21 protein-coding genes and 1 pseudogene are annotated in these 19,343 nt (G+C 65.3%); 12 read left to right on the top strand and 10 right to left on the bottom strand.

Going from position 1 to position 19,343, the window contains the following annotated elements:
* Positions 1–271: 271 nt before the first annotated feature.
* From MET2598_RS0115380 to MET2598_RS0115340, 7 genes are all read right to left on the bottom strand, one after another.
* Entirely contained in the window at positions 272–778 is a 507-nt protein-coding gene (locus MET2598_RS0115380) for a MucR family transcriptional regulator (RefSeq protein WP_018261442.1), read from the bottom strand.
* Positions 779–1,231: 453 nt separating this feature from the next.
* Complete coding sequence (locus tag MET2598_RS0115370) at positions 1,232–1,567, bottom strand: hypothetical protein (RefSeq protein WP_018261439.1); 336 nt, start codon at positions 1,565–1,567, stop codon at positions 1,232–1,234.
* A gap of 63 nt (positions 1,568–1,630) precedes the next feature.
* Positions 1,631–1,855 carry a hypothetical protein gene (locus MET2598_RS0115365; RefSeq protein ID WP_084674000.1) on the bottom strand — a complete coding sequence of 75 codons (225 nt, stop codon included), beginning with the start codon at positions 1,853–1,855 and terminating at the stop codon, positions 1,631–1,633.
* The gene (locus MET2598_RS0115360) at positions 1,842–2,276 is read right to left on the bottom strand and encodes a hypothetical protein (RefSeq protein WP_018261437.1); all 435 of its coding nucleotides are present in this window, start codon (positions 2,274–2,276) and stop codon (positions 1,842–1,844) included. Before MET2598_RS0115360 ends, MET2598_RS0115365 begins: the two co-directional genes overlap by 14 nt.
* A 182-nt stretch (positions 2,277–2,458) precedes the next feature.
* A complete protein-coding gene (locus MET2598_RS41115) occupies positions 2,459–2,695 on the bottom strand; it encodes a hypothetical protein (protein WP_018261436.1) in 237 nt (78 codons plus the stop codon).
* Positions 2,696–2,836: 141 nt separating this feature from the next.
* On the bottom strand, positions 2,837–3,052 hold the full coding sequence (locus MET2598_RS0115350) for a DUF6894 family protein (RefSeq protein ID WP_018261435.1): 216 nt from the start codon (positions 3,050–3,052) through the stop codon (positions 2,837–2,839).
* 1,302 nt (positions 3,053–4,354) lie between these two features.
* A complete protein-coding gene (locus MET2598_RS0115340) occupies positions 4,355–4,939 on the bottom strand; it encodes a recombinase family protein (protein WP_018261433.1) in 585 nt (194 codons plus the stop codon).
* 307 nt (positions 4,940–5,246) lie between these two features.
* Between MET2598_RS0115340 and MET2598_RS39210 the strand changes: the two genes are divergently transcribed.
* The 5 genes from MET2598_RS39210 (at position 5,247) to MET2598_RS0115315 (ending at position 9,421) form a co-directional block, all read left to right on the top strand.
* Complete coding sequence (locus MET2598_RS39210; RefSeq protein ID WP_020493658.1) at positions 5,247–5,456, top strand: type II toxin-antitoxin system ParD family antitoxin; 210 nt, start codon at positions 5,247–5,249, stop codon at positions 5,454–5,456.
* Positions 5,449–7,473 carry a response regulator gene (locus MET2598_RS0115330; RefSeq protein ID WP_018261432.1) on the top strand — a complete coding sequence of 675 codons (2,025 nt, stop codon included), beginning with the start codon at positions 5,449–5,451 and terminating at the stop codon, positions 7,471–7,473. Before MET2598_RS39210 ends, MET2598_RS0115330 begins: the two co-directional genes overlap by 8 nt.
* 321 nt (positions 7,474–7,794) lie before the next feature.
* On the top strand, positions 7,795–7,983 hold the full coding sequence (locus tag MET2598_RS0115325) for a DUF2934 domain-containing protein (protein ID WP_018261431.1): 189 nt from the start codon (positions 7,795–7,797) through the stop codon (positions 7,981–7,983).
* 144 nt (positions 7,984–8,127) lie between these two features.
* Positions 8,128–9,186: an alpha/beta fold hydrolase gene (locus tag MET2598_RS0115320; protein ID WP_018261430.1), complete on the top strand. Its 1,059-nt coding sequence runs from the start codon at positions 8,128–8,130 to the stop codon at positions 9,184–9,186.
* Positions 9,149–9,421, top strand: a complete 273-nt coding sequence (locus tag MET2598_RS0115315; RefSeq protein WP_157182165.1) for a hypothetical protein — start codon at positions 9,149–9,151, stop codon at positions 9,419–9,421. The genes MET2598_RS0115320 and MET2598_RS0115315 overlap by 38 nt, the downstream gene beginning before the upstream one ends.
* 54 nt (positions 9,422–9,475) lie before the next feature.
* Here MET2598_RS0115315 and MET2598_RS0115310 read toward each other — a convergent pair whose 3' ends face one another.
* The gene (locus tag MET2598_RS0115310) at positions 9,476–9,847 is read right to left on the bottom strand and encodes a response regulator (RefSeq protein ID WP_018261428.1); all 372 of its coding nucleotides are present in this window, start codon (positions 9,845–9,847) and stop codon (positions 9,476–9,478) included.
* Positions 9,848–9,944: 97 nt separating this feature from the next.
* Here MET2598_RS0115310 and MET2598_RS0115305 point away from each other — a divergent pair, with 97 nt between their 5' ends.
* From MET2598_RS0115305 to MET2598_RS41110, 7 genes are all read left to right on the top strand, one after another.
* Complete coding sequence (locus MET2598_RS0115305) at positions 9,945–10,190, top strand: hypothetical protein (RefSeq protein ID WP_018261427.1); 246 nt, start codon at positions 9,945–9,947, stop codon at positions 10,188–10,190.
* 43 nt (positions 10,191–10,233) lie between these two features.
* The gene (locus MET2598_RS0115300; RefSeq protein ID WP_018261426.1) at positions 10,234–10,428 is read left to right on the top strand and encodes a type II toxin-antitoxin system ParD family antitoxin; all 195 of its coding nucleotides are present in this window, start codon (positions 10,234–10,236) and stop codon (positions 10,426–10,428) included.
* The gene (locus MET2598_RS0115295) at positions 10,421–13,414 is read left to right on the top strand and encodes a PAS domain-containing hybrid sensor histidine kinase/response regulator (protein ID WP_018261425.1); all 2,994 of its coding nucleotides are present in this window, start codon (positions 10,421–10,423) and stop codon (positions 13,412–13,414) included. The genes MET2598_RS0115300 and MET2598_RS0115295 overlap by 8 nt, the downstream gene beginning before the upstream one ends.
* Positions 13,415–13,592: 178 nt before the next feature.
* On the top strand, positions 13,593–13,799 hold the full coding sequence (locus MET2598_RS36565) for a hypothetical protein (RefSeq protein WP_018261424.1): 207 nt from the start codon (positions 13,593–13,595) through the stop codon (positions 13,797–13,799).
* Between the two features lie 482 nt (positions 13,800–14,281).
* The gene (locus MET2598_RS0115285; protein ID WP_026190740.1) at positions 14,282–15,682 is read left to right on the top strand and encodes an IS30-like element ISMtsp4 family transposase; all 1,401 of its coding nucleotides are present in this window, start codon (positions 14,282–14,284) and stop codon (positions 15,680–15,682) included.
* Positions 15,683–16,075: 393 nt separating this feature from the next.
* Positions 16,076–16,975, top strand: a complete 900-nt coding sequence (locus MET2598_RS0115280) for a cobalamin B12-binding domain-containing protein (protein ID WP_018261422.1) — start codon at positions 16,076–16,078, stop codon at positions 16,973–16,975.
* A 259-nt stretch (positions 16,976–17,234) separates the two neighbouring features.
* Complete coding sequence (locus MET2598_RS41110; RefSeq protein ID WP_157182164.1) at positions 17,235–17,489, top strand: hypothetical protein; 255 nt, start codon at positions 17,235–17,237, stop codon at positions 17,487–17,489.
* Between the two features lie 368 nt (positions 17,490–17,857).
* Here MET2598_RS41110 and MET2598_RS0115275 read toward each other — a convergent pair whose 3' ends face one another.
* Together MET2598_RS0115275 and MET2598_RS36560 are read right to left on the bottom strand one after the other, a co-directional pair.
* A complete protein-coding gene (locus MET2598_RS0115275) occupies positions 17,858–18,943 on the bottom strand; it encodes a sensor histidine kinase (RefSeq protein WP_018261421.1) in 1,086 nt (361 codons plus the stop codon).
* Positions 18,940–19,343, bottom strand: a pseudogene (locus tag MET2598_RS36560) (ATPase domain-containing protein); the annotation flags it as partial. The pseudogene MET2598_RS36560 and the gene MET2598_RS0115275, both read right to left, overlap by 4 nt.

The following is a 19,343-nucleotide window of genomic DNA, read 5'->3' as shown; positions in this document are numbered from 1 at the left end:
CGCCCCGTCGCCGGTCGGCTTCAGATCGGAACGGTGGCCGGCTTCGCCTCGGAATGACGGCCGGCTTCAACTTGGAACCCCCGGCCGGCTTCGTCGGAATACGCATCTCTGTCGATCCGGGACGTTGCCCAGCCGCCTCGGGTTCTGCCTCCCAGCCCCGAAGTCACGAGGGCAGAGTAGGAGGCAATCTTGAACTGCCAGCTAAGGAGCGCGGTGAACGGCAGGGCAAGGAAGATGACCGAAGCCTTGCGACCCTGGTCACGTCACGCTCTCAGGCGTCAGCCTTCCTCGGCCGCCCCCGGCCCTTCTTCGGCTCGGCAGGCGCGCTCACCTTGGCGTCCGGGACAGCACGCTTCTCAGCCGCGGCCCTCCGACGGTTCTGTCCAAGGCCGATCTGCTTGGCCAGCTCAGACCGAACAGCGGCGTAGTTGGCGGCCACCATGGGGTAGTCCGGCGGCAAGCCCCACTTCTCCCGGTACTGCTGAGGCGTGAGTCCCCGCCCCGTGAGGTGGCGCTTGAGCGACTTGTAGGGCCGCCCGTCCTCCAGGCTGATGATAGCGTCCGGGGTGATGGATCTCTTGATCGGCACGGCTGGCGTGAGCTTCACCGGCTCTGGCTCGGCCGGCTTCCCGAGACTGCTTAGCGTTGCGTGGATGCTCTTGATCAGATCCGGCAGGTCGGCAGGTCGGACGTTGTTGTGCGACACGAAGGCCGAGACGATGCTGGCAACCAGCTCGACCGCCCCTGTGCCGGTGGTACCCTCACCGTTCGCATTCATTGTGGTTCTCCCGAAATAGGCGGACCACCTCAGGGCCGTCGATCGACTTTAGCTCCGGCAGCTTGTCTGAAGCTGTCCTGGACGCGAACCCGAAGAGACAGGGTCCACAGCCATCTGGATCTTAGCCCCTGCCGCGCCCATGCTCCACCCCGTGCGCCGTCCGAGCCGGGCGTAGATCCCGACGACGTCCCGCATCACGCCGACGTCCTTCGACCCGCAGGCCGAGCAGCGCAGGTGCAAGGTGATGTCAGGGAACGGCATGTCGGCCGGGAAGAGGTCCGTGCTGATCGTCGCCTCCTGGCCGCAGCCGGTCGTGTTGCAGTGGACGAGGGCGGTGCGGTCGCCCTCCTCGGAGCGGAGCCAGCCGAGCGTAGGCGGCGGGATCTCCCAGCCCTGCTCGTCGTAGGCGCGGCGGGGGTTGAGACCGCTGCAGTAACGGGGGGCGGTTGAGGGTCAAGGGCGCCCGCTCTGGGCCGCTGTCGCAATGGCTGTGCGCCAGCGGTCGATGGCGGCCAGGGCCTGCTCCTTCGCAACAGCCCGGGCGAAGATCATCTCCTTCCGATCCGTCGGGCCTTGCAGGCTCCACACCCCATCGGCAAAGAGCGCGTCATTCATCCGCCTCACCGCTGCCCCGGCATCTAAAGCGTTCGACCGGAACGCGGCTTGGATGCTCTCGGCATCGATGGCGATGTGATCGTCGCCATGCTCAACGCAGCGTGTCAGCCGCGCTGCGATGTAGAGCTGCGCGCAGAGGTTCTCGTCCGCCTCTTCGCTGAAGTCGCGGATCACGGATCAGCCCTCCGCCTTCGCCCGCAAGATAGCCGGTTGCATGGCTGGGTGCTGCCTCCTTTCCTAAACACGCGCCCGCGTCAGCACCTCGCGGGCGTATGCGTTCGCCAGCATGACGGCCGCGAGGTCGACGGTGACGCCCTCCGCGATCAGGCGTGGTCCAGGCGAGGGGTCGTCCAGGCAGACGGCAACCGCGGCGTTCACCTGCTCGTCCGTGACGACCTTGAGCTTGTATAGCTCGCCGATGGTGGGCGTCTTCGGGCATGCTCTGCACCTACACCCAGGGATACGGGCCGAGGAAGAGGTCACCCGCCGCCTTCCGGCTGAACAGCGTGAACCGGCGCCGCCGTTGGTGCTCGGGCCGGTCGTGGATCATGTGACAGCGCTGGCAGAGCGCGGCGAGGTTGCCGGGCGCGTTGTCGGACGTGTCGTGGTTCCGGTGCGCGGTCGCCAGGACCACGCGGGTGAAGCGCACCTTGTAGAGCAAGTTCTCCAGGAGCATGCGGCTCCTCAGGATCCGGCCGCGCCCGTCGCGCCACGTGTCCGTCGCGGTGTCGAACCAGCGCCCGTCCTGAAGGCAGGCGACCCGTTCCAAGTGCGGCCGACCGCAGCCCTCGCATCGCCCGCCCGCGCGCCGGAAGCGGATCAGGTCCGTGAGCTGGGGCCAGTCGATCGGGTAGAAGCCGCGGTGCTCGCGTCGGATCGGCATGGGGCACGGTCACGCTGTGGTTGGCGCAAGTTAGGGCCGAGCTTGCGGCCCTGCTACGATTTCTTTGTAGGTGGCGCCGTACAGCGTCGGCAGCTGCACCGTCGTGCTTCACCCGGTTGCGGGGCGGTGCGGCAGGCGGCCGGGACGGTCACGCAACCCCGTCCCGGCCGCTATCCCGGAGCTTAGGGCTTCCTTCCGAACTCCCAGACGGGCACGCCGCGGTAGCGCCCCGGCTTGCGCTTCCACGACGTCCAGAGGTGCCGCTTCAGGTACACCTCGGCGACCTCGAACACGGGGTAGGAGCACGGCATCAGGACCCCGCTCCAGTCGCCGCGGATGGCGCCGGCTTGCGGGTGCAAGCCGAAGAGCGTGAGCGTGTCCCAGCCGAGCCGGTCGGCTTCTGGCCCGAACTCGTCCACGAAGCGGCGACAGTTCTCCAGGGTGACAGACCAGTCCTCCGGGCGGAAGCCGGAGCACGGCGGCTGCCCGGGCGAGAGTTACGCGGGCCGCGCCACCAGGATCACCGTGAGGTCGAGCGCCACACCCTCTGCGATCAGCCGCTACTCCACGGGCAGGATAGCAAGGACGGTCTCGGTGTCCGCGCGAATGCAGAGGGTCCAGCCGTCTCCGAGCTGCGCCAGCTCGCCATTGGCCCGGGTCTCCTGGATCACGGCTTCGGCCGCCTCCAGCGCCTCATCCGGGTTCGCGGCCTCGACCCCCTCCTCATCCCGGATGGTCGTCACGCCGTCTGCGAGGTCGAAGTAGAAGCGCTGCATCAGGTGGCCCTTTTCTGCGCGGTCGGGAGTGCGCGGCTCCGTCCGGCAGCCTACGTATTCGGCAACGAGCTAATACGCATGCTTGGTTTATGGAATGTTAATCTGCGTTCCGAAAATTGATGAAATTAACTGCACGATCAAATATGGGCCGTAGCGACTACGTGACTTCGGGATCGTTGCACTATCTAGCAGGATTAGGGCAGAGTAGGTTGTGTAGTCACACTGACATGCCGCCCTGCCTAAGAGGCTGGGCTACTTGTTGAGTATGCACGCTCTCTGGCGCCGGGAACCCTATCGATGCACGATCCGAACAAGACCGAAGCCCATGAAGCGACGGATAATTCAGCGGAGCGAAGCGAGAGAATTCGAGAGCATATTAGAAATATTATAGGCAAGGCTATAGATAAGCAAAAGCAAAACAAGAAGCCATAACTGCGAGATCAACAACATTTGCCGTGTGGTGTGTTGATCGTTCCCCATCATAGAGCCATTGCGGAGATTGCTGCCCGGCTCCAGACATGCGCCCGCATCGGTTCTCGATGGGTATGAGGCACGGCCACGCCTTGATCGGCGCAGGCTAGGGCCGAGCTTGCGGTCACGCTAATGCAAAGACGCCGGCGAACGCACCACACGCTGGTTCCCCAACTGCTTGCGAAAACACGGGAAACGACGCTGATCTTTGTACGCTTTGAAGGCGTCAGCGCACTAGCGCAGCCGGTCCAGGATGAAGCGCCGCATCCCTCGCACCACTGCCCTAGCTGGCCCCGATCCAGGAAGGAAGGCGGGGTCGCACTCATCGCCCCCCTTCAACACCTGGGTCGCCGCTTCCCACGAATGCTCCGGCCAACCGTCCGCCAAGAACGTGAGGTTCTCTTGCTGTCTGCCTAGCTGCAACAAGGCCATCTCAAGGGTCATGCCCGCTGCTTCGGCCATGCGCTCGGCTTGGGCCCATGCCGCGGCGGTCCGGTGCTGGTCGTGATCGTTCGCCTCATGCGGCGTGTGGCGAGCGAGGGTCACCACCTTAGCGAACTTGCTGAGGTCGAGAGGCGTTGTAGACATGGCTAAAGCTTAGCAGTGTGAGGCTCGATCTCAAGAGTCCGTGCGAATTCCGCCAAGAGCGTGGCCTCCACCCCGCCAGGGCCGTCACTCTCACCGGTAACTGCGGTCGAGCTTGAAGCCGTGCGGACCACCGACCCCGGTGAACCGGCAGCCACCGAAGGTGCGCTCGGAGCCGTAGTCGTTCCTCCTTCCGGTTTTCCAGGTCGCGCCATGGCCACCGCCTCGCGCCGGACCGGCATCTCCTCAGCCCTCCCGCGCCACCTGGCTGCGCGCCCGCGCCTGCGGGAAGTACTGGTAGAAGGTCATCCGGCTCACCCCCAGCCGCTTGGCGATCGCCGCCACCGAGATGGTGCCCGACGCCAGCAGCGCCCGCCCGACTTCGAGGTCCGCCTCGGACAGGGCCTTGGGCCGCCCACCCTTGCGGCCGCGGGCGAGGGCGGCCTTGAGGCCTTCCATGGTCCGCTCGCGGTTGAGGTCGAGGAAGTACTCGGCCATGGCGCCGTGCATCTGCAGGGCGAAGCGGCCGTGGGCGGTGTCGCTGTCGAACTGCTCGGTGAGGGAGCGGAAGTGGACCTCCTGGCGGCGCAGGCCGTCGATGGTGCGCATCATCTCGACCAGGGAGCGGCCGAGGCGGTCGAGCTTCCAGACCACGAGCACGTCCTCGGGGCGCAGGAAGGCGAGGGCGGCCTCGAACTCGGGTCGCTTGGTGCCGGCCTTGCCGGACTTCTTCTCCTCGAAGACGCGCTGGCAGCCGGCGCGGGCGAGGGCATCGCGCTGGAGGTCGAGGTTCTGGTCGTGGGTGGAGACGCGGGCGTATCCGACGAGCATGTCAGGATGGTATCGCGGGAGGGTATTCCTGACAGTAGTTTTCCTGACACGGCTTCCTGACATCCCCAGGCGCGCGGGCCTCTCGCGTCAGGTGCGTCAGCCGGAGCGCGTTCCCGCGCTGTCAGGAAAACGGTCGTTTTCTGGACATGCTACTGCGCGATCCCTCGCAGGCGATGTGTCTCGCTTGGGTCCAGATTAGCGCCTGACGGAGCTGCTGAGGGGCTGAGGGGGTTGCTCATGTTCAGGTGTGGCCCATGCTGAAGGAGAGCGAGAAGGGTGTCGCCGTAGCGACACCCTCGCGGCTGGCATGCTACGCTCCTGTATGGCTGCCAAACACTCCCGCCACATCGCCCTCACCGCCCCCCTTGCTGAGTTCGTCGACCACCAGGTCGCCAAGGGCGAATACGCCTCAGCCAGCGAAATGGTGCGCACGGCGCTCCGCCTCCTGATGGAGCGAGAGCGATCCGCCACTCGCTCCGGCTCTGTAGATCCGCAGCGTGCGCAGCCGAATGAGTAGACCTGCGCCTTCCCAGCACGCAGGGCACGACTTCGAAACCGATATTCTCGCCATCGAGAAGATCGAGGCCGTACCCACCATCCTGGAGGTGGTCTGCCGCACCACAGGCATGGGCTTCGCTGCCGTCGCTCGCGTGACAGAGGAGCGCTGGATCGCGTGTCAGGTCCGCGACGGCATCGCGTTCGGACTGCCGCCCGGTGGTGAGTTGGAGATCGCGACCACCATCTGCCGCGAGGTCCGGCGCGACAGGGCTCCCGTTGTCATCGACCACGTCGCCGAGGACCAAGCCTACTGCGGCCATCCGACCCCGGCGCTGTATGGCTTTCAGAGCTACATCTCCATGCCGATCGTGCTGCCCAGCGGCACCCTCTGGGGCACGCTCTGCGCGATCGATCCCAAGCCAGCGCGCCTGAACACGCCCGAGATCATCGGCATGTTCAAGGCCTTCGCCGACCTCATCGCGTTCCATCTCGATGCCCAGCAGCGCGTGAGCGCTAGCGGCGCCGAGCGTGAGCGGCTGTGGCAGCTCTCGCAGGACCTGCTCGTCATCGTCGCCGCTGACGGCATCCTGCTGGCTGTCAACGCAGCATGGACGAGGATCCTCGGCTGGGAGGAGCATGAGCTCGTCGGCAGGAACTTCGCCGAGTTCGCCCATCCGGACGAGATGCATGACCTCTCCACCATCGGCGCCAGCATCGTTGGCAAGCCGCTGGCGCGGCCCCGCGAGTTGCGCGTGCGGCACAAGGACGGCAGCTACCGCTGGTTCGCCTGGACGGGCGGCACCGCGGACGGGAAGGTCTATGCCAACGGGCGCGATGTCACAGCCCATCGCGAGCAGACGGATGCCCTCACCCGGGCCGAAGAGGCGCTGCGCCAGTCACAGAAGCTGGAAGCGATCGGCCAGCTCACCGGGGGCGTGGCGCACGACTTCAACAACCTGCTGACCATCATTCGCTCGTCGGTGGAGTTTCTGCGGCGCCCCGATCTGCCGGTCGAGCGGCGCCAGCGCTACATGGATGCCGTCTCAGATACGGTGGAGCGTGCTGCCAAGTTGACCCGTCAGCTTCTCGCCTTCGCGCGGCGGCAGGCTCTCAATCCGGAGGTGTTCGAGGTCGGCACCTGCCTTCGCGCCGTGGGTGAACTGCTCGATCCGATCATGGGCGCGCGCATCCGCATCGTGACGGAAGTGCCGGACACGCCCTGCTATGTGCGGGCAGACCTCAGCCAATTCGAGACCGCGCTCGTCAACATGGCGGTGAACGCCCGTGACGCTATGGAGGGTGAGGGCACGCTGACGCTGTGCCTTGCCTGCATGGAGGGGAAGCCGCCGATCCGGCAACACGCGCACGCACCGGGACGCTTCGCGGCCGTGTCACTGACCGACACAGGCTCCGGCATCGATCCGAACTGCACCGAGCGCATCTTCGAACCGTTCTTCACGACGAAGGAAATCGGCCGTGGCACCGGGCTGGGCCTGTCGCAGGTGTTTGGCTTTGCCAAGCAATCCGGCGGGGATGTGGATGTCGCGAGCAAGCTTGGTCTGGGCACCACTTTCACGCTCTATCTCCCCGAGGTGGCGGCCGAGGTCCCCCAGCCGACGGAGGACGAACCGAGCCCCGCGGCAGACGGTGCTGGACAGCGTGTGCTCGTCGTGGAGGACAATCTTGAGGTGGGCCGCTTCGCGACGCAGATCTTGGAGGATCTGGGGTATGTCACGCGGTGGGCCCACAATGCCGCGGAGGCGCTGACGACGCTCAGTGCAGATGGGGCAGCGTTCGATGCCGTGTTCTCGGACGTGGTGATGCCGGGCATGAATGGCGTCGATCTCGCCCGTGAGATCCGACGCCTCTACCCCCGCCTGCCGATCGTGTTGACGAGCGGCTACAGCTCGGATCTAGCGAAGGATACCTCTCACGGCTTCGAACTGCTGCCGAAGCCCTACTCGATCGAGGCACTCTCTCGTATTCTTCGTCAGGCCACGGGCAAGAGGAAGCGCAGGCGCAGCTCAGGAGCTTGAACGGTGTGCTTGGGCGAGCAGTCGCGTATGCGGCGTGTCTCGCTTGGGTCTAGATGAATGCCTGAGGGGTCAGCTGAGGGGTCCGCCGATGTTCAGTGCCGTCGGTCTCGGTGTCTCACGGTAGAGTCTCGGAGGGACATACTCCAATGAGGCGTTCGGGCGATGTATCTATCCCTACGCGCCGGTCGTACCCGTCGATAGCGCCCCGCGCTGGCGCAGCCCCCTGAGCGGCAGAAACCGCAGATCGGCACCTGAGTTGCCGTTGCGGGTCAGGTACCCCGCCATGTCCGCTCGGACCGGTGCGCCCACGAGTAAGACACCATGGAAGCCCCAGGCGAGATCACGTTCCAGCAGATCCGTGAGCGCGCCTACGACCTCTGGGAACGCAATCACCGGCCCAACGGCTTCGAGATCGAGTTCTGGCTCATGGCCGAGCGAGAACTCAAGGCTGAGCGCGACGGCAAGCGGGACCGGCCCGGCGTAAACCAGGTTAATAATTCGAGCGCCTGATCCAGCTTCTCGCAGCAAAAATTAGACGGTTACGTGCAAGCGGACGCGTAAGCTGCTCGCTCGTGGTAGACTGTGCTGCTACCATCTTGGCGGAACAAACTGCACAGCGTCAGCTTGATCCGGCCTGGACCCAGGCGAGGATGCATGCACGACGCCCACACCACGAAGCCGCGCGCCAACCGCCGAAGCTGGCTCGCTCCCGCCCTGATCGGGTCAGCCGCGGCTCTGGGTGCCTCGGCGCTCTACGCCGTCGTGCAGGCGCGTGAAGCCGAGCGACGTCACCCCCCAATCGGCCGCTTCATGATTGTCGATGGCGTGCGTCTGCACTACGTCGAGCGCGGGCAGGGCGAGCCTCTGGTGCTGATCCACGGCAACGGCACCATGATCCAGGATTTCCTGGTCAGCGGCATCGTCGAGGATCTCGCCAAGCGCCACCGCGTCATCCTCATCGACCGGCCGGGCTACGGCTACAGCACGCGACCGCGGGCCCTCTGGACCCCGAGGGCGCACGCCACCCTGTTCCAGAAGGCGTTGGAGCGTCTCGGCGTGTCGCAGGCCGTCGTGCTCGGGCATTCGTGGGGCAGCCTCGTCGCGGTCGCCCTCGCGCTGCAGGCGCCGCATCTTGTGCGCAGCCTCGTGCTCGCCTCGGGCTACTACTACCCGACACTGCGGGCGGACGTGGTCCTGTTCTCGCCGCCGGCGATCCCGGTGCTCGGGGACGCGATGCGCTACACCGTGTCGCCGCTCGTCGCGCGCCTGATCCTGCCGGGCCTGATCAAGGCGATGTTCGCGCCGGCCGCCGTGCCGGAGCGCTTCGACGCCGGGATGCCGAAGGAACTGATGCTGCGGCCCTCGCAGCTGCGCGCGGCGGCCGAGGATGCCGCGCTCATGACGCCGGTCACCGTGGAGCTGCAGGCGCATTACCGCGACCTGACCCTGCCGGTGGTGATCGTCACGGGGGCGGACGACCAGATCGCGGATGTCGGCCGCCAGTCGGCGCGGCTGCACCGGGAGGTGCCGCACAGCGAGTTCATCGTCGTTCCCGGCATGGGACACATGATCCACCACCTGGCGCCGGATCAAGTCATCAAAGCGATCGCACATGCCGCTGAGCGAACCAATGTCAAAGGGGTTTACGAATGGAGACAAGCTAAGGCCAACGTCAATGAAGACTCGTTCCGAATGCCTAAGCCTGCTGCTTGAGTTTGTTCAGAGCGGCCAAGTGGAGCAAGCCGCCACAGCAGCAGGGACTATCCTCGCCTACCTGGCCAGCTTGCCAGACCTGCAGGCACAAGTTCTTGCCCTCGACGATCTTCAGGGTGAGTTGGCGGAACGCTGCGCCTCCCTCGGCATCAGCGGCGAGGCCGAGGACCGACATGTCGCAATCGAGGACGCGATCGAGCAGGCGCGAGGCACCCTGAAAGAGCAATTCCAGTAAACACTCAATACGGGCTTCAGCCCGCCCGGTTCTGCCGTTGCGGTCAACTGCACCTCAGGCGTGAGCGAAGGCACTGCGCAGCTGGTCAGGATGGTACGGCTTGGGCACGAACTGACCACTGTCCGGAATATCTTGGTCGCGCAGCCTGGCACGTCCGGAGGTGAGCACCAGCCGGATGTGCGGCCAGCGTTCGGCCACCCGGCTGGCGAGTTCCAGGCCATTCATCGACCCTGGCATTTCGATGTCGGTGAACAGGGCGCGGATCGCCGGCTCGGTCTCCAGAACGGTCCAGGCGGCATCGGCTGTGGCGGCTTCGACGACCGCGAACCCGGCATCTTCCAGCATGTCGACCGCCGTCATCCGGACCAGGGCCTCGTCCTCAACGACCAGAACGACCGGCAGAGAGGTGGTGGGGGCAACTGACATGAAGCATGAACGACGTTAGCCTGCGGTAAGTTTCAATCCGAACTTCCGCGCAGTCACCGTCGTATACACCTCCGTCGCCGACGCGCACCTGCGACGCATGCACGACCTCGACGTCCGCGGATCCCGCTTCGACCTCGTGCAGGCCAGGGCCACAGCACCTGAGATGCTGGAGCCGCTGTCGGGCCGAGCCGATGAACTCGGCTGGTACTGTCAGATCGATATGTGGGGCGATGAGATTGTCACGGCAGCCGACACGTTCCTGCAGATCCGCGGCAAGCTGGTGTTCGATGGGCAGGCCACTTACTGCCGAGGTGCAGCCAGAGTAGAAAGAACTTGGCTTTAGCACAGATTTTGACAGCTCTGCCCACCCATGCGATCCGCCCAGTATGCCAAACCAGATCGCCAAGAACATCTCTATCACGCCCGAGCTGGACCGCTTCATCTCCACTCAGATCGCCTCAGGGCGCTACCAGAACGCAAGCGAGGTCATGCGAGCGGCTCTGCGCCTGCTCGAACGTTGGGAGACTGCTGAGAGCCGCAAGCGCGCCCGCGTTGCCGAGCAGAAGGCCCAAAATGCCTAAGATCCAGAACGCGAGGCACCACGCGCAGCTCCCGGCGAGCGGGTCATCAGCTGCGAGGCAGGACTACTACCAAGCCGTCATTGAGAGCGCGGTCGATTTCGCCATCTTCGCCATGGACCGCGATGGGCGTGTCACGGACTGGAACCGGGGCGCAACCCACATCCTGGGCTGGAGCAGGAGCGAGATCCTCGGCCAATTGGCCCACGTGATCTTCACGCCAGAGGACCAGGCGGAAGGCAGGCCCGAGCAGGAGATGCGCACCGCGCTGGAGTGCGGCCGAGCCATGGACGAGCGCTGGCATCAGCGCAAGGACGGCAGTCGCTTCTGGGCTGTGGGCGAGCTGATGCCGCTCAGGACTGAGGCCGGAGAGGTCGAGGGCTTCGTCAAGATCCTGCGCGACCGCACGCTCCAGCACAAGCAGGAGGAACGCCTGCGCGCCCAGGCCAGCACTCTCCAGACGATCACGGACCACGTCAGCGAGGCCGTGTTCCAGCTGGACGCGGACGGCAACATCACCTTCGCCAACCCTGCCGCCGAGGCGATGTTCGGCTGGTCGGTGGAGGAGCTCCTCGGGCGCAATCTGCACGAGACGCTGCACCACCACTACCCAGACGGTCGCCCCTACCCAGCCGATGGCTGCCCGCTGTCAGCGGCGCTCCGCACGGGCGAGGTCTTGCGGGGCCACGAGGAGGTATTCTTCCGCCGCGATGGCGCACCCCGCCACGTACTCTGTACGAACGCGCCCGTGCGCGTGGACGGCCGGATTGCCAGCACGGTCCTGACCATCACCGACATTGCCGAGCGAAAGCAGGCCGAAGTCGCGCTGGCCGAGACCACCCGCCGACTGAATGCGGTGCTGGACAACGCGACGGTGGCGGTCTTCCTCATGGATGATCGGCAGCACTGCGCCTACATGAACGCGGCAGCTGAGCGGCTGACGGGCTACAGGTTGGCCGAGACGCAGGGCCGTCCCCTGCACGACGTGATCCACCACACCCGGCCGGACGGCAGCGCCTTCCCGCTGCACGAGTGCGCCATTGACCGCGCCTTCCCGGAGAACGCCCACACGCAGGGCGAGGAGGTCTTCGTCCACAAGGACGGGCACTTCTACCCGGTCGCGTTCAACGCAAGCCCCGTTCATGACGAGGCGTCTCGGACCATCGGCACCATCATCGAGGTGCGCGATATCTCGGCCGAGAAGGCGCGCGAGGCGGCCTTGCGCGAGAGCACTGAGCGGCTCGCGAGCGAGCGTCACGCGCTCGAGGTGCTCAACCGAACTGGCACTCGGGTCGCGGCTGAGCTGGACCTCGATCGGCTCGTCCAAACGGTAGTGGATGCCGGGGTCGAGCTGACCGGAGCCCAGTTCGGCGCCTTCTTCTACAACGTGCTCGATGAGGCCGGGGGCAAGTACATGCTCTACGCGCTCTCGGGTGCGGAGCGCAGCGCATTCGAGAGGTTCGGCATGCCGCGCGCGACGGCGGTGTTCGCGCCGACCTTCCTGGGTGAGGGCGTGATCCGCTCAGGCGACATTCTGAAGGATGAGCGCTATGGCCGAAGCGCCCCTCACCACGGCATGCCCGAGGGCCATCTGCCGGTGCGCAGCTACCTGGCGGTTCCAGTCACGTCCCGCTCGGGCGAGGTAATCGGAGGCTTGTTCTTCGGTCATCCAGAGCCGGACGTGTTCAGCGCGCGCTGCGAGGAGTTGATGAGCGGTCTGGCGGCGCAAGCTGCCATCGGCATTGACAATGCCCGGCTATTCCAAGCGGCACAGCAGGCGGCGGCGACGCTGGAGAAGCGTGTCGAGGAGCGCACAGCCGAGTTGCAGAGGACTGAAGAGGCGCTGCGGCAATCGCAGAAGATGGAAGCGGTGGGCCAGCTCACGGGCGGGCTTGCGCACGACTTCAACAACCTGCTCACCGGCATCTCGGGCAGCTTGGAGCTTCTCCAGACGCGCATGGCGCAGGGGCGGCTGACGGACCTCGACCGCTACATCAACGCCGCGCAGGGCGCCTCCAAGCGCGCCGCTGCCCTGACCCACCGGCTGCTCGCCTTCTCGCGCCGCCAGACCCTCGACCCCAAGCCGACGGACGTAAACGGCCTCATCTTTGGGATGGAGGAGCTGATCCGGCGCACTGTGGGGCCTGCCATCACGATCGAGGTGGTTGGTGCGGCGGGCCTCTGGCCTGCCCTCGTCGACCCACCTCAGCTCGAGAACGCGCTGCTCAACCTGTGCATCAACGCCCGTGACGCCATGCCGGAGGGCGGGCGGATCACCATCGAAACCGCGAACAAGTGGCTGGATGATCGCGCCGCGCGCGAGCGCGACCTGCCACCGGGCCAGTACCTGTCGCTGTGCGTGACAGACACCGGCACGGGTATGACCCCGGAGGTGATCGCCAAAGCCTTCGACCCGTTCTTCACCACGAAGCCGATCGGTCAGGGCACCGGGCTCGGTCTGTCGATGATCTACGGCTTCGTGCGCCAGTCAGGCGGGCAGGTGCGGATCTACTCGGAGGTCGGCCAGGGCACGACGATGTGCCTCTACCTGCCGCGCTACTACGGCGAAGCAGAGGAAGGGGATGTCCTGGCTGGCCTGAGCGATGCACCGCGAGCCGAGCAGGGCGAGACGGTTCTGATCGTGGACGATGAGCCCAGTGTGCGCATGCTGGTGACGGAGGTGCTAGAGGATCTTGGCTACACCGCCATCGAGGCAGCGGATGGGCCTGCAGGGCTGAAGGTTCTGCAGTCGGGCGTGCGGGTCGACCTCCTCGTCACCGACGTCGGCCTACCGGGTGGGATGAATGGCCGGCAGGTAGCGGATGCTGGCCGGGAGGTTCGGCCTGGTCTGAAAGTGCTGTTCATCACCGGCTACGCGGAGAACGCGGCAATCGGCAACGGATATCTGGAGCCCGGCATGCAGGTATTGACCAAGCCGTTCGTTATGGAGTCGCTGGCGGCCCGCATCCGCGCGATGATCGAGGAATGAGAGCTGGTTCCATACGCCGGGCTTATGCGACCAGCTCCGAAGCGGATGCTGCGATGCAGCAGTATTTGTTGCGACGCAGCATTAGAAGCGCTAAGGCTCCTGCTATCTCGCCTGGCCGCGGGGAGCGCCGGCGCACCCTCGATCCAGCTGGGTTCAGGAGGTTCGAGCAGTCAGCGTCGTGAGCGATTATGCCATTCATCTGACGGACGAGCCGATCCGCCTGAGACGTGAGGACGACGGCAGCTTCACCCTCTGCCGCGGCCAGCAGGCGGTGCTCCGCGGACTGACCCGCGACGAGGCGCATGCCGTCATTCGCAGCCTCGGCGGGACGCTGGAACACACCCCTGGCCGGAAGCAAGACGCGAGCTTGGATCCGGGTGCCTGACTTCCACGCTAGTCGGCCGTCGGCGCCAGTATAGCCAGGGCGGTACACACTTCGGCCTCACGGGGCCGACACGCATTTGTTCGTATGCCAGAGCGGGCGCGACTGGCGGGCCCTGGCGGGGGATCTGGCTACTCGATGGGGCGACCCTGGCACGCCGAAGAGTGATGGTCCCCGAACGACCAGCCCGTGCGCACGGACCTGCGCTCGCGGTTTCGGACCCGATGCTGCAGACGAATGCGCGCTTCCCAGACCAGCACCGGGAACATCGCAGCGCAGCACGCGTTTGTGCATTGCAGCATGGCGATGGCGTCGTTGTGCTGCTGCCCTCTACGGGCGTTTCCTCCCTAGACTTGGGCCGTCCGTCAGGGCGGCCCCTTTTCGTTGTGGACGCCGTCATTCTGTCGTGACGAGGATCACTCCGACGCGCGTCGACTGGGTGGATTCAAGTGGTCGTCGCAACGGCTTGGCGGAGGGCGGTTGTGATGGCAGGTCGGCGGCGTTCGGATCGGGCACTTCGCGAGAAGCTGCGGTCACCGGGTCGTCCCGGGGTCGGTCTGCGCGAGACGCGGCGGGGGTTCTGGGCGTTCCTCGCGCAGGGTCTCTCCAGCGAGGTCGCAGCGATGAAGCTCGGGATCTCGCCACCGGTCGGCTCGCGGTGGTTCCGGACAGCAGGCGGAATGGCACCTTCCCACCTGTCACCATCATCCAAGTCGCCTTCTGCGCGCTACCTGTCGTTGGCTGAGCGGGAGGAGATCGCGATCCTACAAGCGCAAGGTCACGGGGTCCGGGACGTCGCTCGGCGTCTGGGACGGGCGGCGTCGACCATCTCGCGGGAATTGCGCCGCAATGCGGCGACCCGCAGTGGCGGCCTGGACTATCGCGCCACGACCGCGCAGTGGCACGCTGAACGCGCGGCACGCCGGCCCAAGCCAGCAAAACTGGCGGGGAACGCAGCGCTGCGGACGTACGTGCAGGAGCGGCTCGCCGGAACTGTCGCGACACCGGGCGGGAGCGCTCTGCCTGGCCCTAGCGTTGCCTGGAAGGGACGGCGGCACGGGCGACGCCAGAGCCGGCGATGGGGTCGATCCTGGAGTCCGCAGCAGATCGCCGAGCGCCTACGGCTCGACTTTCCGGGCGATACGACGATGCGCATCAGTCACGAGGCGATCTATCAGGCGCTCTACATCCAGGGCCGGGGCGGGCTGAAGCGTGAGCTGACCGCGTGTCTTCGCACAGGACGGGCTTTGCGTGTGCCGCGGGCCCGCAGCCTGGGCCGAGGCAGGTCGTTCGTCACCCCCGAGGTGCTCATCAGCGAGCGTCCGCCCGAGGTGGAGGACCGCGCGGTGCCGGGGCACTGGGAAGGAGATCTGATCCTGGGTCTGAAGAGTTCGGCGATCGGGACCCTGGTCGAGCGCACGACGCGCTTTACGATGCTGCTGCATCTTCCGCCGATGGACGGCCATGGGGTGACACCGCGTGCGAAGAACGGCCCGGCGCTGGCGGGGCACGGGGCCCAGGCGGTGCGCGAGGCGATCGCCGGCACGATCGCGCGCTTGCCCGAGCAGCTGCGGCGCTCGTTGACCTGGGACCAGGGTACCGAGATGGCCGAGCACGCGCGCTTGCGGATCGACGCGGGTCTGCAGGTCTACTTCTGCGATCCACGCTCACCCTGGCAGCGGGGGACGAACGAGAATACGAACGGGTTACTGCGACCGTACTTCCCGAAAGGAACGGATCTGAGCGCCCACAGCGCGAACGATCTTGCTGCTGTGGCCGCAGCCCTCAACAGCAGACCGCGCAAGACGCTGAACTGGAAGACGCCGGCAGAGGCGCTCGACGCTGTGCTGGCTGCCGTGCAAGATGGTGTTGCGACGACCGCTTGAACCCAAGCTGCGGATGCGGATCTGCTCCGCTCACGGCTGCCAGTTCGACGCTGCTCATGGCGCGTGGATGGCCACCGCTGCGACCCCCGCTGCCGTGCGCGCTGCCGGGGCGGTTCCATTCGCCCGCCTTATGCGAGCGGCGCCCCTACTGCTGGCAGGCCGGAGACTACCGGGATCCGGTTTTGATTTCCTGACACTCAATCCTTACAGGCTTAAGTGGCTGAAAAACCATCGTTTTGTTGACATATCACTACGATCCGGCTGGGACGTCACAAATACGATTGGCCACCTTTACATCGAGGGCGACTAAGGCTCTCTTCCCTCCTCAGCCGGGTCGCATCACGGTCAGCAACAACCAGGGATCTCAACCTTGGACTATGAGGGGGAGCGGCAATGGATCGGAGGCCATCCCACCACGAGTGGACCAATCTGCTGCAAGCCGAGATGGCTGAAGCTGCAGAAGTCCGGGTGGTCTACGCGCGGCGGCGGTCCGCCCATGAGGCGCGCGCGCGAACCATAGCCCTCAGCCGCGTCGTCCAGGCCGAAATCATTCCGCGCCTGATGTTGCGACACCGTACCGATGGACAGGCGCGACCCGACGCCTTGCCAAAGCCCGATACGGAACTGGTTGCAGAGTTCACAGAGGTTGTACTCAAGCAGGATGTCGCAGCCCTTGTCGACGCTTTCACGGCACTGACCGGAAAAGGCTACTCAGCTGATGAGTTGTTTCTGGACCTGCTCGCCCCTTCAGCAGTTTTGCTGGGGAGACTTTGGGACGATGATCTCTGCGACTTCGTCGAGGTGACAGCGGGCCTCGCCCAATTGCAATTCCTTCTAGCCATGTTCCGAACGGATGGAGGTGTCGCGCCACTCAACGACAAGCGCCGCATCCTCCTGATGGGTGCACCCGATGAGAGGCACACGTTCGGTGTGGCGATCATCGAGCAGTTCATGCGCAAGGCCGGCTGGTACGTGGTGAGCGGTCTCGGCTCCAGCCCGCAGGAGATTGCGGCGCTGGTGAGTTCGCAATGGTTTGCCGTGGTCGGTCTGACCCTCAGCCGTGAGGCGCACGTTGATCATCTGGCCGCCGCGATCTGCGCCGTTCGCCGGGCATCCTGCAACCGCTCGATTGGTGTCATGGTCGGTGGACCCGTCTTCCTTGAGCATCCAGAGCTCGTCGAGCGGGTCGGCGCCGATGCATCAGCCGTTGACGCCCCGACGGCGGTCCTCCTGGCCCAGCGTCTGCTGTTCAATGGACCTGGTCGTCCATCCTGCGGACAGAGAGCCAAGTGAAGATGCTGTACGAACAGCCATCGAGCAGCAGGGCGTGGCGCGCGGGATGGCCCTTGTCGCGCGAAGCGCCTCCTTGAGGTGCGGTTGATCCGCAGCAGGCTCTGCGTCCCGACGTTCGGCAGCCTCTATGCGGGACAGAACAGGCGCGGGTCAGGGGCACGGGCGCATCGCCGGAGGAACCCATCACAGCATTAAACTCGACGGAAATGGAAATGATCCTATACTGTACTCTGGCCAAACCAGGTCGCGGGAGGATCAAATGTCTGCAAACTGGAAGGCAGTTAAAGAGGACCTGGATTGGAGTTTGAATAAGGGGGACGATGTAAAGGGGCGGGCAGAATTGAAGGAAGCTTTCAGCAAAGGAGACGCTAAATCTATCGGCTCCGCCAATGAAGCTTTCAAGTTAGGTCAAAGAGATAACCACAAAGTAGCAAATTTCCTAAGATGTGCACACGAAGATGGTAACCGACTTTACAATATTGGGCGAAAGCTGATCGGTCTAAAGCCGATTTGAAATTTGAACTAAATTTAGTCACGAGCTCATATGCTGTGCGGGACTGGCTCCTGTGCTCGTTCGAGATCGAGCACGAGCAGGGCTGGCCCATACTGATGGTGTCGTTCAGCGACGCAGTGCCTGACGAGAATGATTGGATTTGGGAACACTTGGCGGGCGGAGCTGTCACTGAACAAGCTTTTGTTGCTTACATGCCGGCTCACGACCGAGTGCAAGCTAGCGAGTCTTGCTTGGGTCTAGATGAAGGCCTGAAAGGGTGCTGAGGGCAGCATCATGTTCGGTGCCAGCCCGTAGTCGGTGTCTCGCGCCACCGTCTCGTATGGGGATACCTTTCAGAGACACGTCACGTAGCGGGTGAGTCGTCCCGCTCACGCCAGCGGTGCATCAACCGTGCAGGTCACTCCGGACGTGATGAACGCGATCTCGACCGAGCCATCGAGATCACGGGCCAAGTTGCGTTCGATCAGCCGCGAACCGAACCCGCGCCGCCTCGGCACCACCACCGCAGGTCCACCTTGCTCGACCCAGCGGAGCACGAGCCGCGGAGGCTCAGCGTCATTGATCACTGACCAGGCTATCGTGATGCTCCCCACCCCGTTCGAGAGGGCGCCGTACTTCACCGCGTTGGTGGACAACTCTTGGAACGCCATCGACAAGGCCAACGCCATGTGCGGTGACAGGCGCACCTCCGGCCCAATCGCTCGGAAACGGTTGCTACCCTGGTCGTAGGGTGCAATCGCCTGGGTCACGATCTCCGACAGGTCAGCTCCCTCCCAACTCTCCCGCATCAGCACGTCGTGTGCCCGTGACAGTGCCAGCAGCCGCGTCTCTAGTGCCTCCTGCGCCTCCATCGTCGTGGCGGCATTGCGAAGCGTCTGGCTCCCGATCGACTGCACGGTCGCCAGCGTGTTCTTCACCCGGTGGTTCAGCTCATTGAGGAGCAGTCGCTGATGCTGCGCGCTGCGCCTCTCAGCTGCCAAAGCCTCCTTCAGCTTCCCCGCGCTCTCGCACAGCTCCTCAAGGTGGGCCCGAGCCTCATACTGCCGCCGCCGCCCACGCAGCGCCGTCCGGACCACGCTCACCAGCGTCGTTGGGTGAAACGGGCGCTCCAGGAAGATGACGTTGCCAAGCACCTCCGACAGCCACAGCGCCCTCGCGGTGCGCTCAGCGCCGCCGCCGTGCCGCGTGAGCAGCACGAAGGGGAGATCCGACCAGGGTGGCTGACCGGCGACGAAGCGGCTGATCGGCGAGAGATCACCCTCCCGGAGTGCTTCCTCGGCGATGATCACCAGCCCGGCTCCCTCCGAGATCATCCCGGGCAGCTGGTGGAGGTGGCTGCAGGAGATGGCGCGGATCCCTGCCTCCGCCAGGAGGGCTTGGGCGAGAGCGGCGTCACGACCGATCGGCGCTAGGATCAGCGCTCGCTCGGAGAGCAGGTCTTCCGCGGTCGTCACGAGGCATCATCGCTCGGCGGCAGGCCGAGGTCTTTCCCCTTGCCGACATAGACCGGGACGCCGCGCAGCACGCCTTGGAAACCCACCAGCGGCGCGCCGATCGTCAGACCGGATGAGCCGATGCGATATTCCCGGATCGTGTCCTCGTGCGTGCCGGTCCGCTTCTTCACCACCGAGATCGCCCGCCGGACTTGCCCGAGCGCCTCGAAGTAGCGCAGCAACACGACCGTGTCGGCCAGGTAGGTGAGGTCGACCGGCGTCGTCATATCGCCGACCAGCCCGTGCTGGGCAACCGTCAGGAAGGTCGCGGCCCCCTGGCGGTTGAGGTACTGCAGCAGCTCGTGGATGTGCAGGATCAGCGCGTTCTCCTGCGGCATCGCGGCCTGGTAGCCGTTGAGGC

The organism is Methylobacterium sp. WSM2598, from assembly GCF_000379105.1.
Lineage (GTDB): Bacteria > Pseudomonadota > Alphaproteobacteria > Rhizobiales > Beijerinckiaceae > Methylobacterium.
This window is presented reverse-complemented; position numbering and strand designations above follow the sequence as displayed.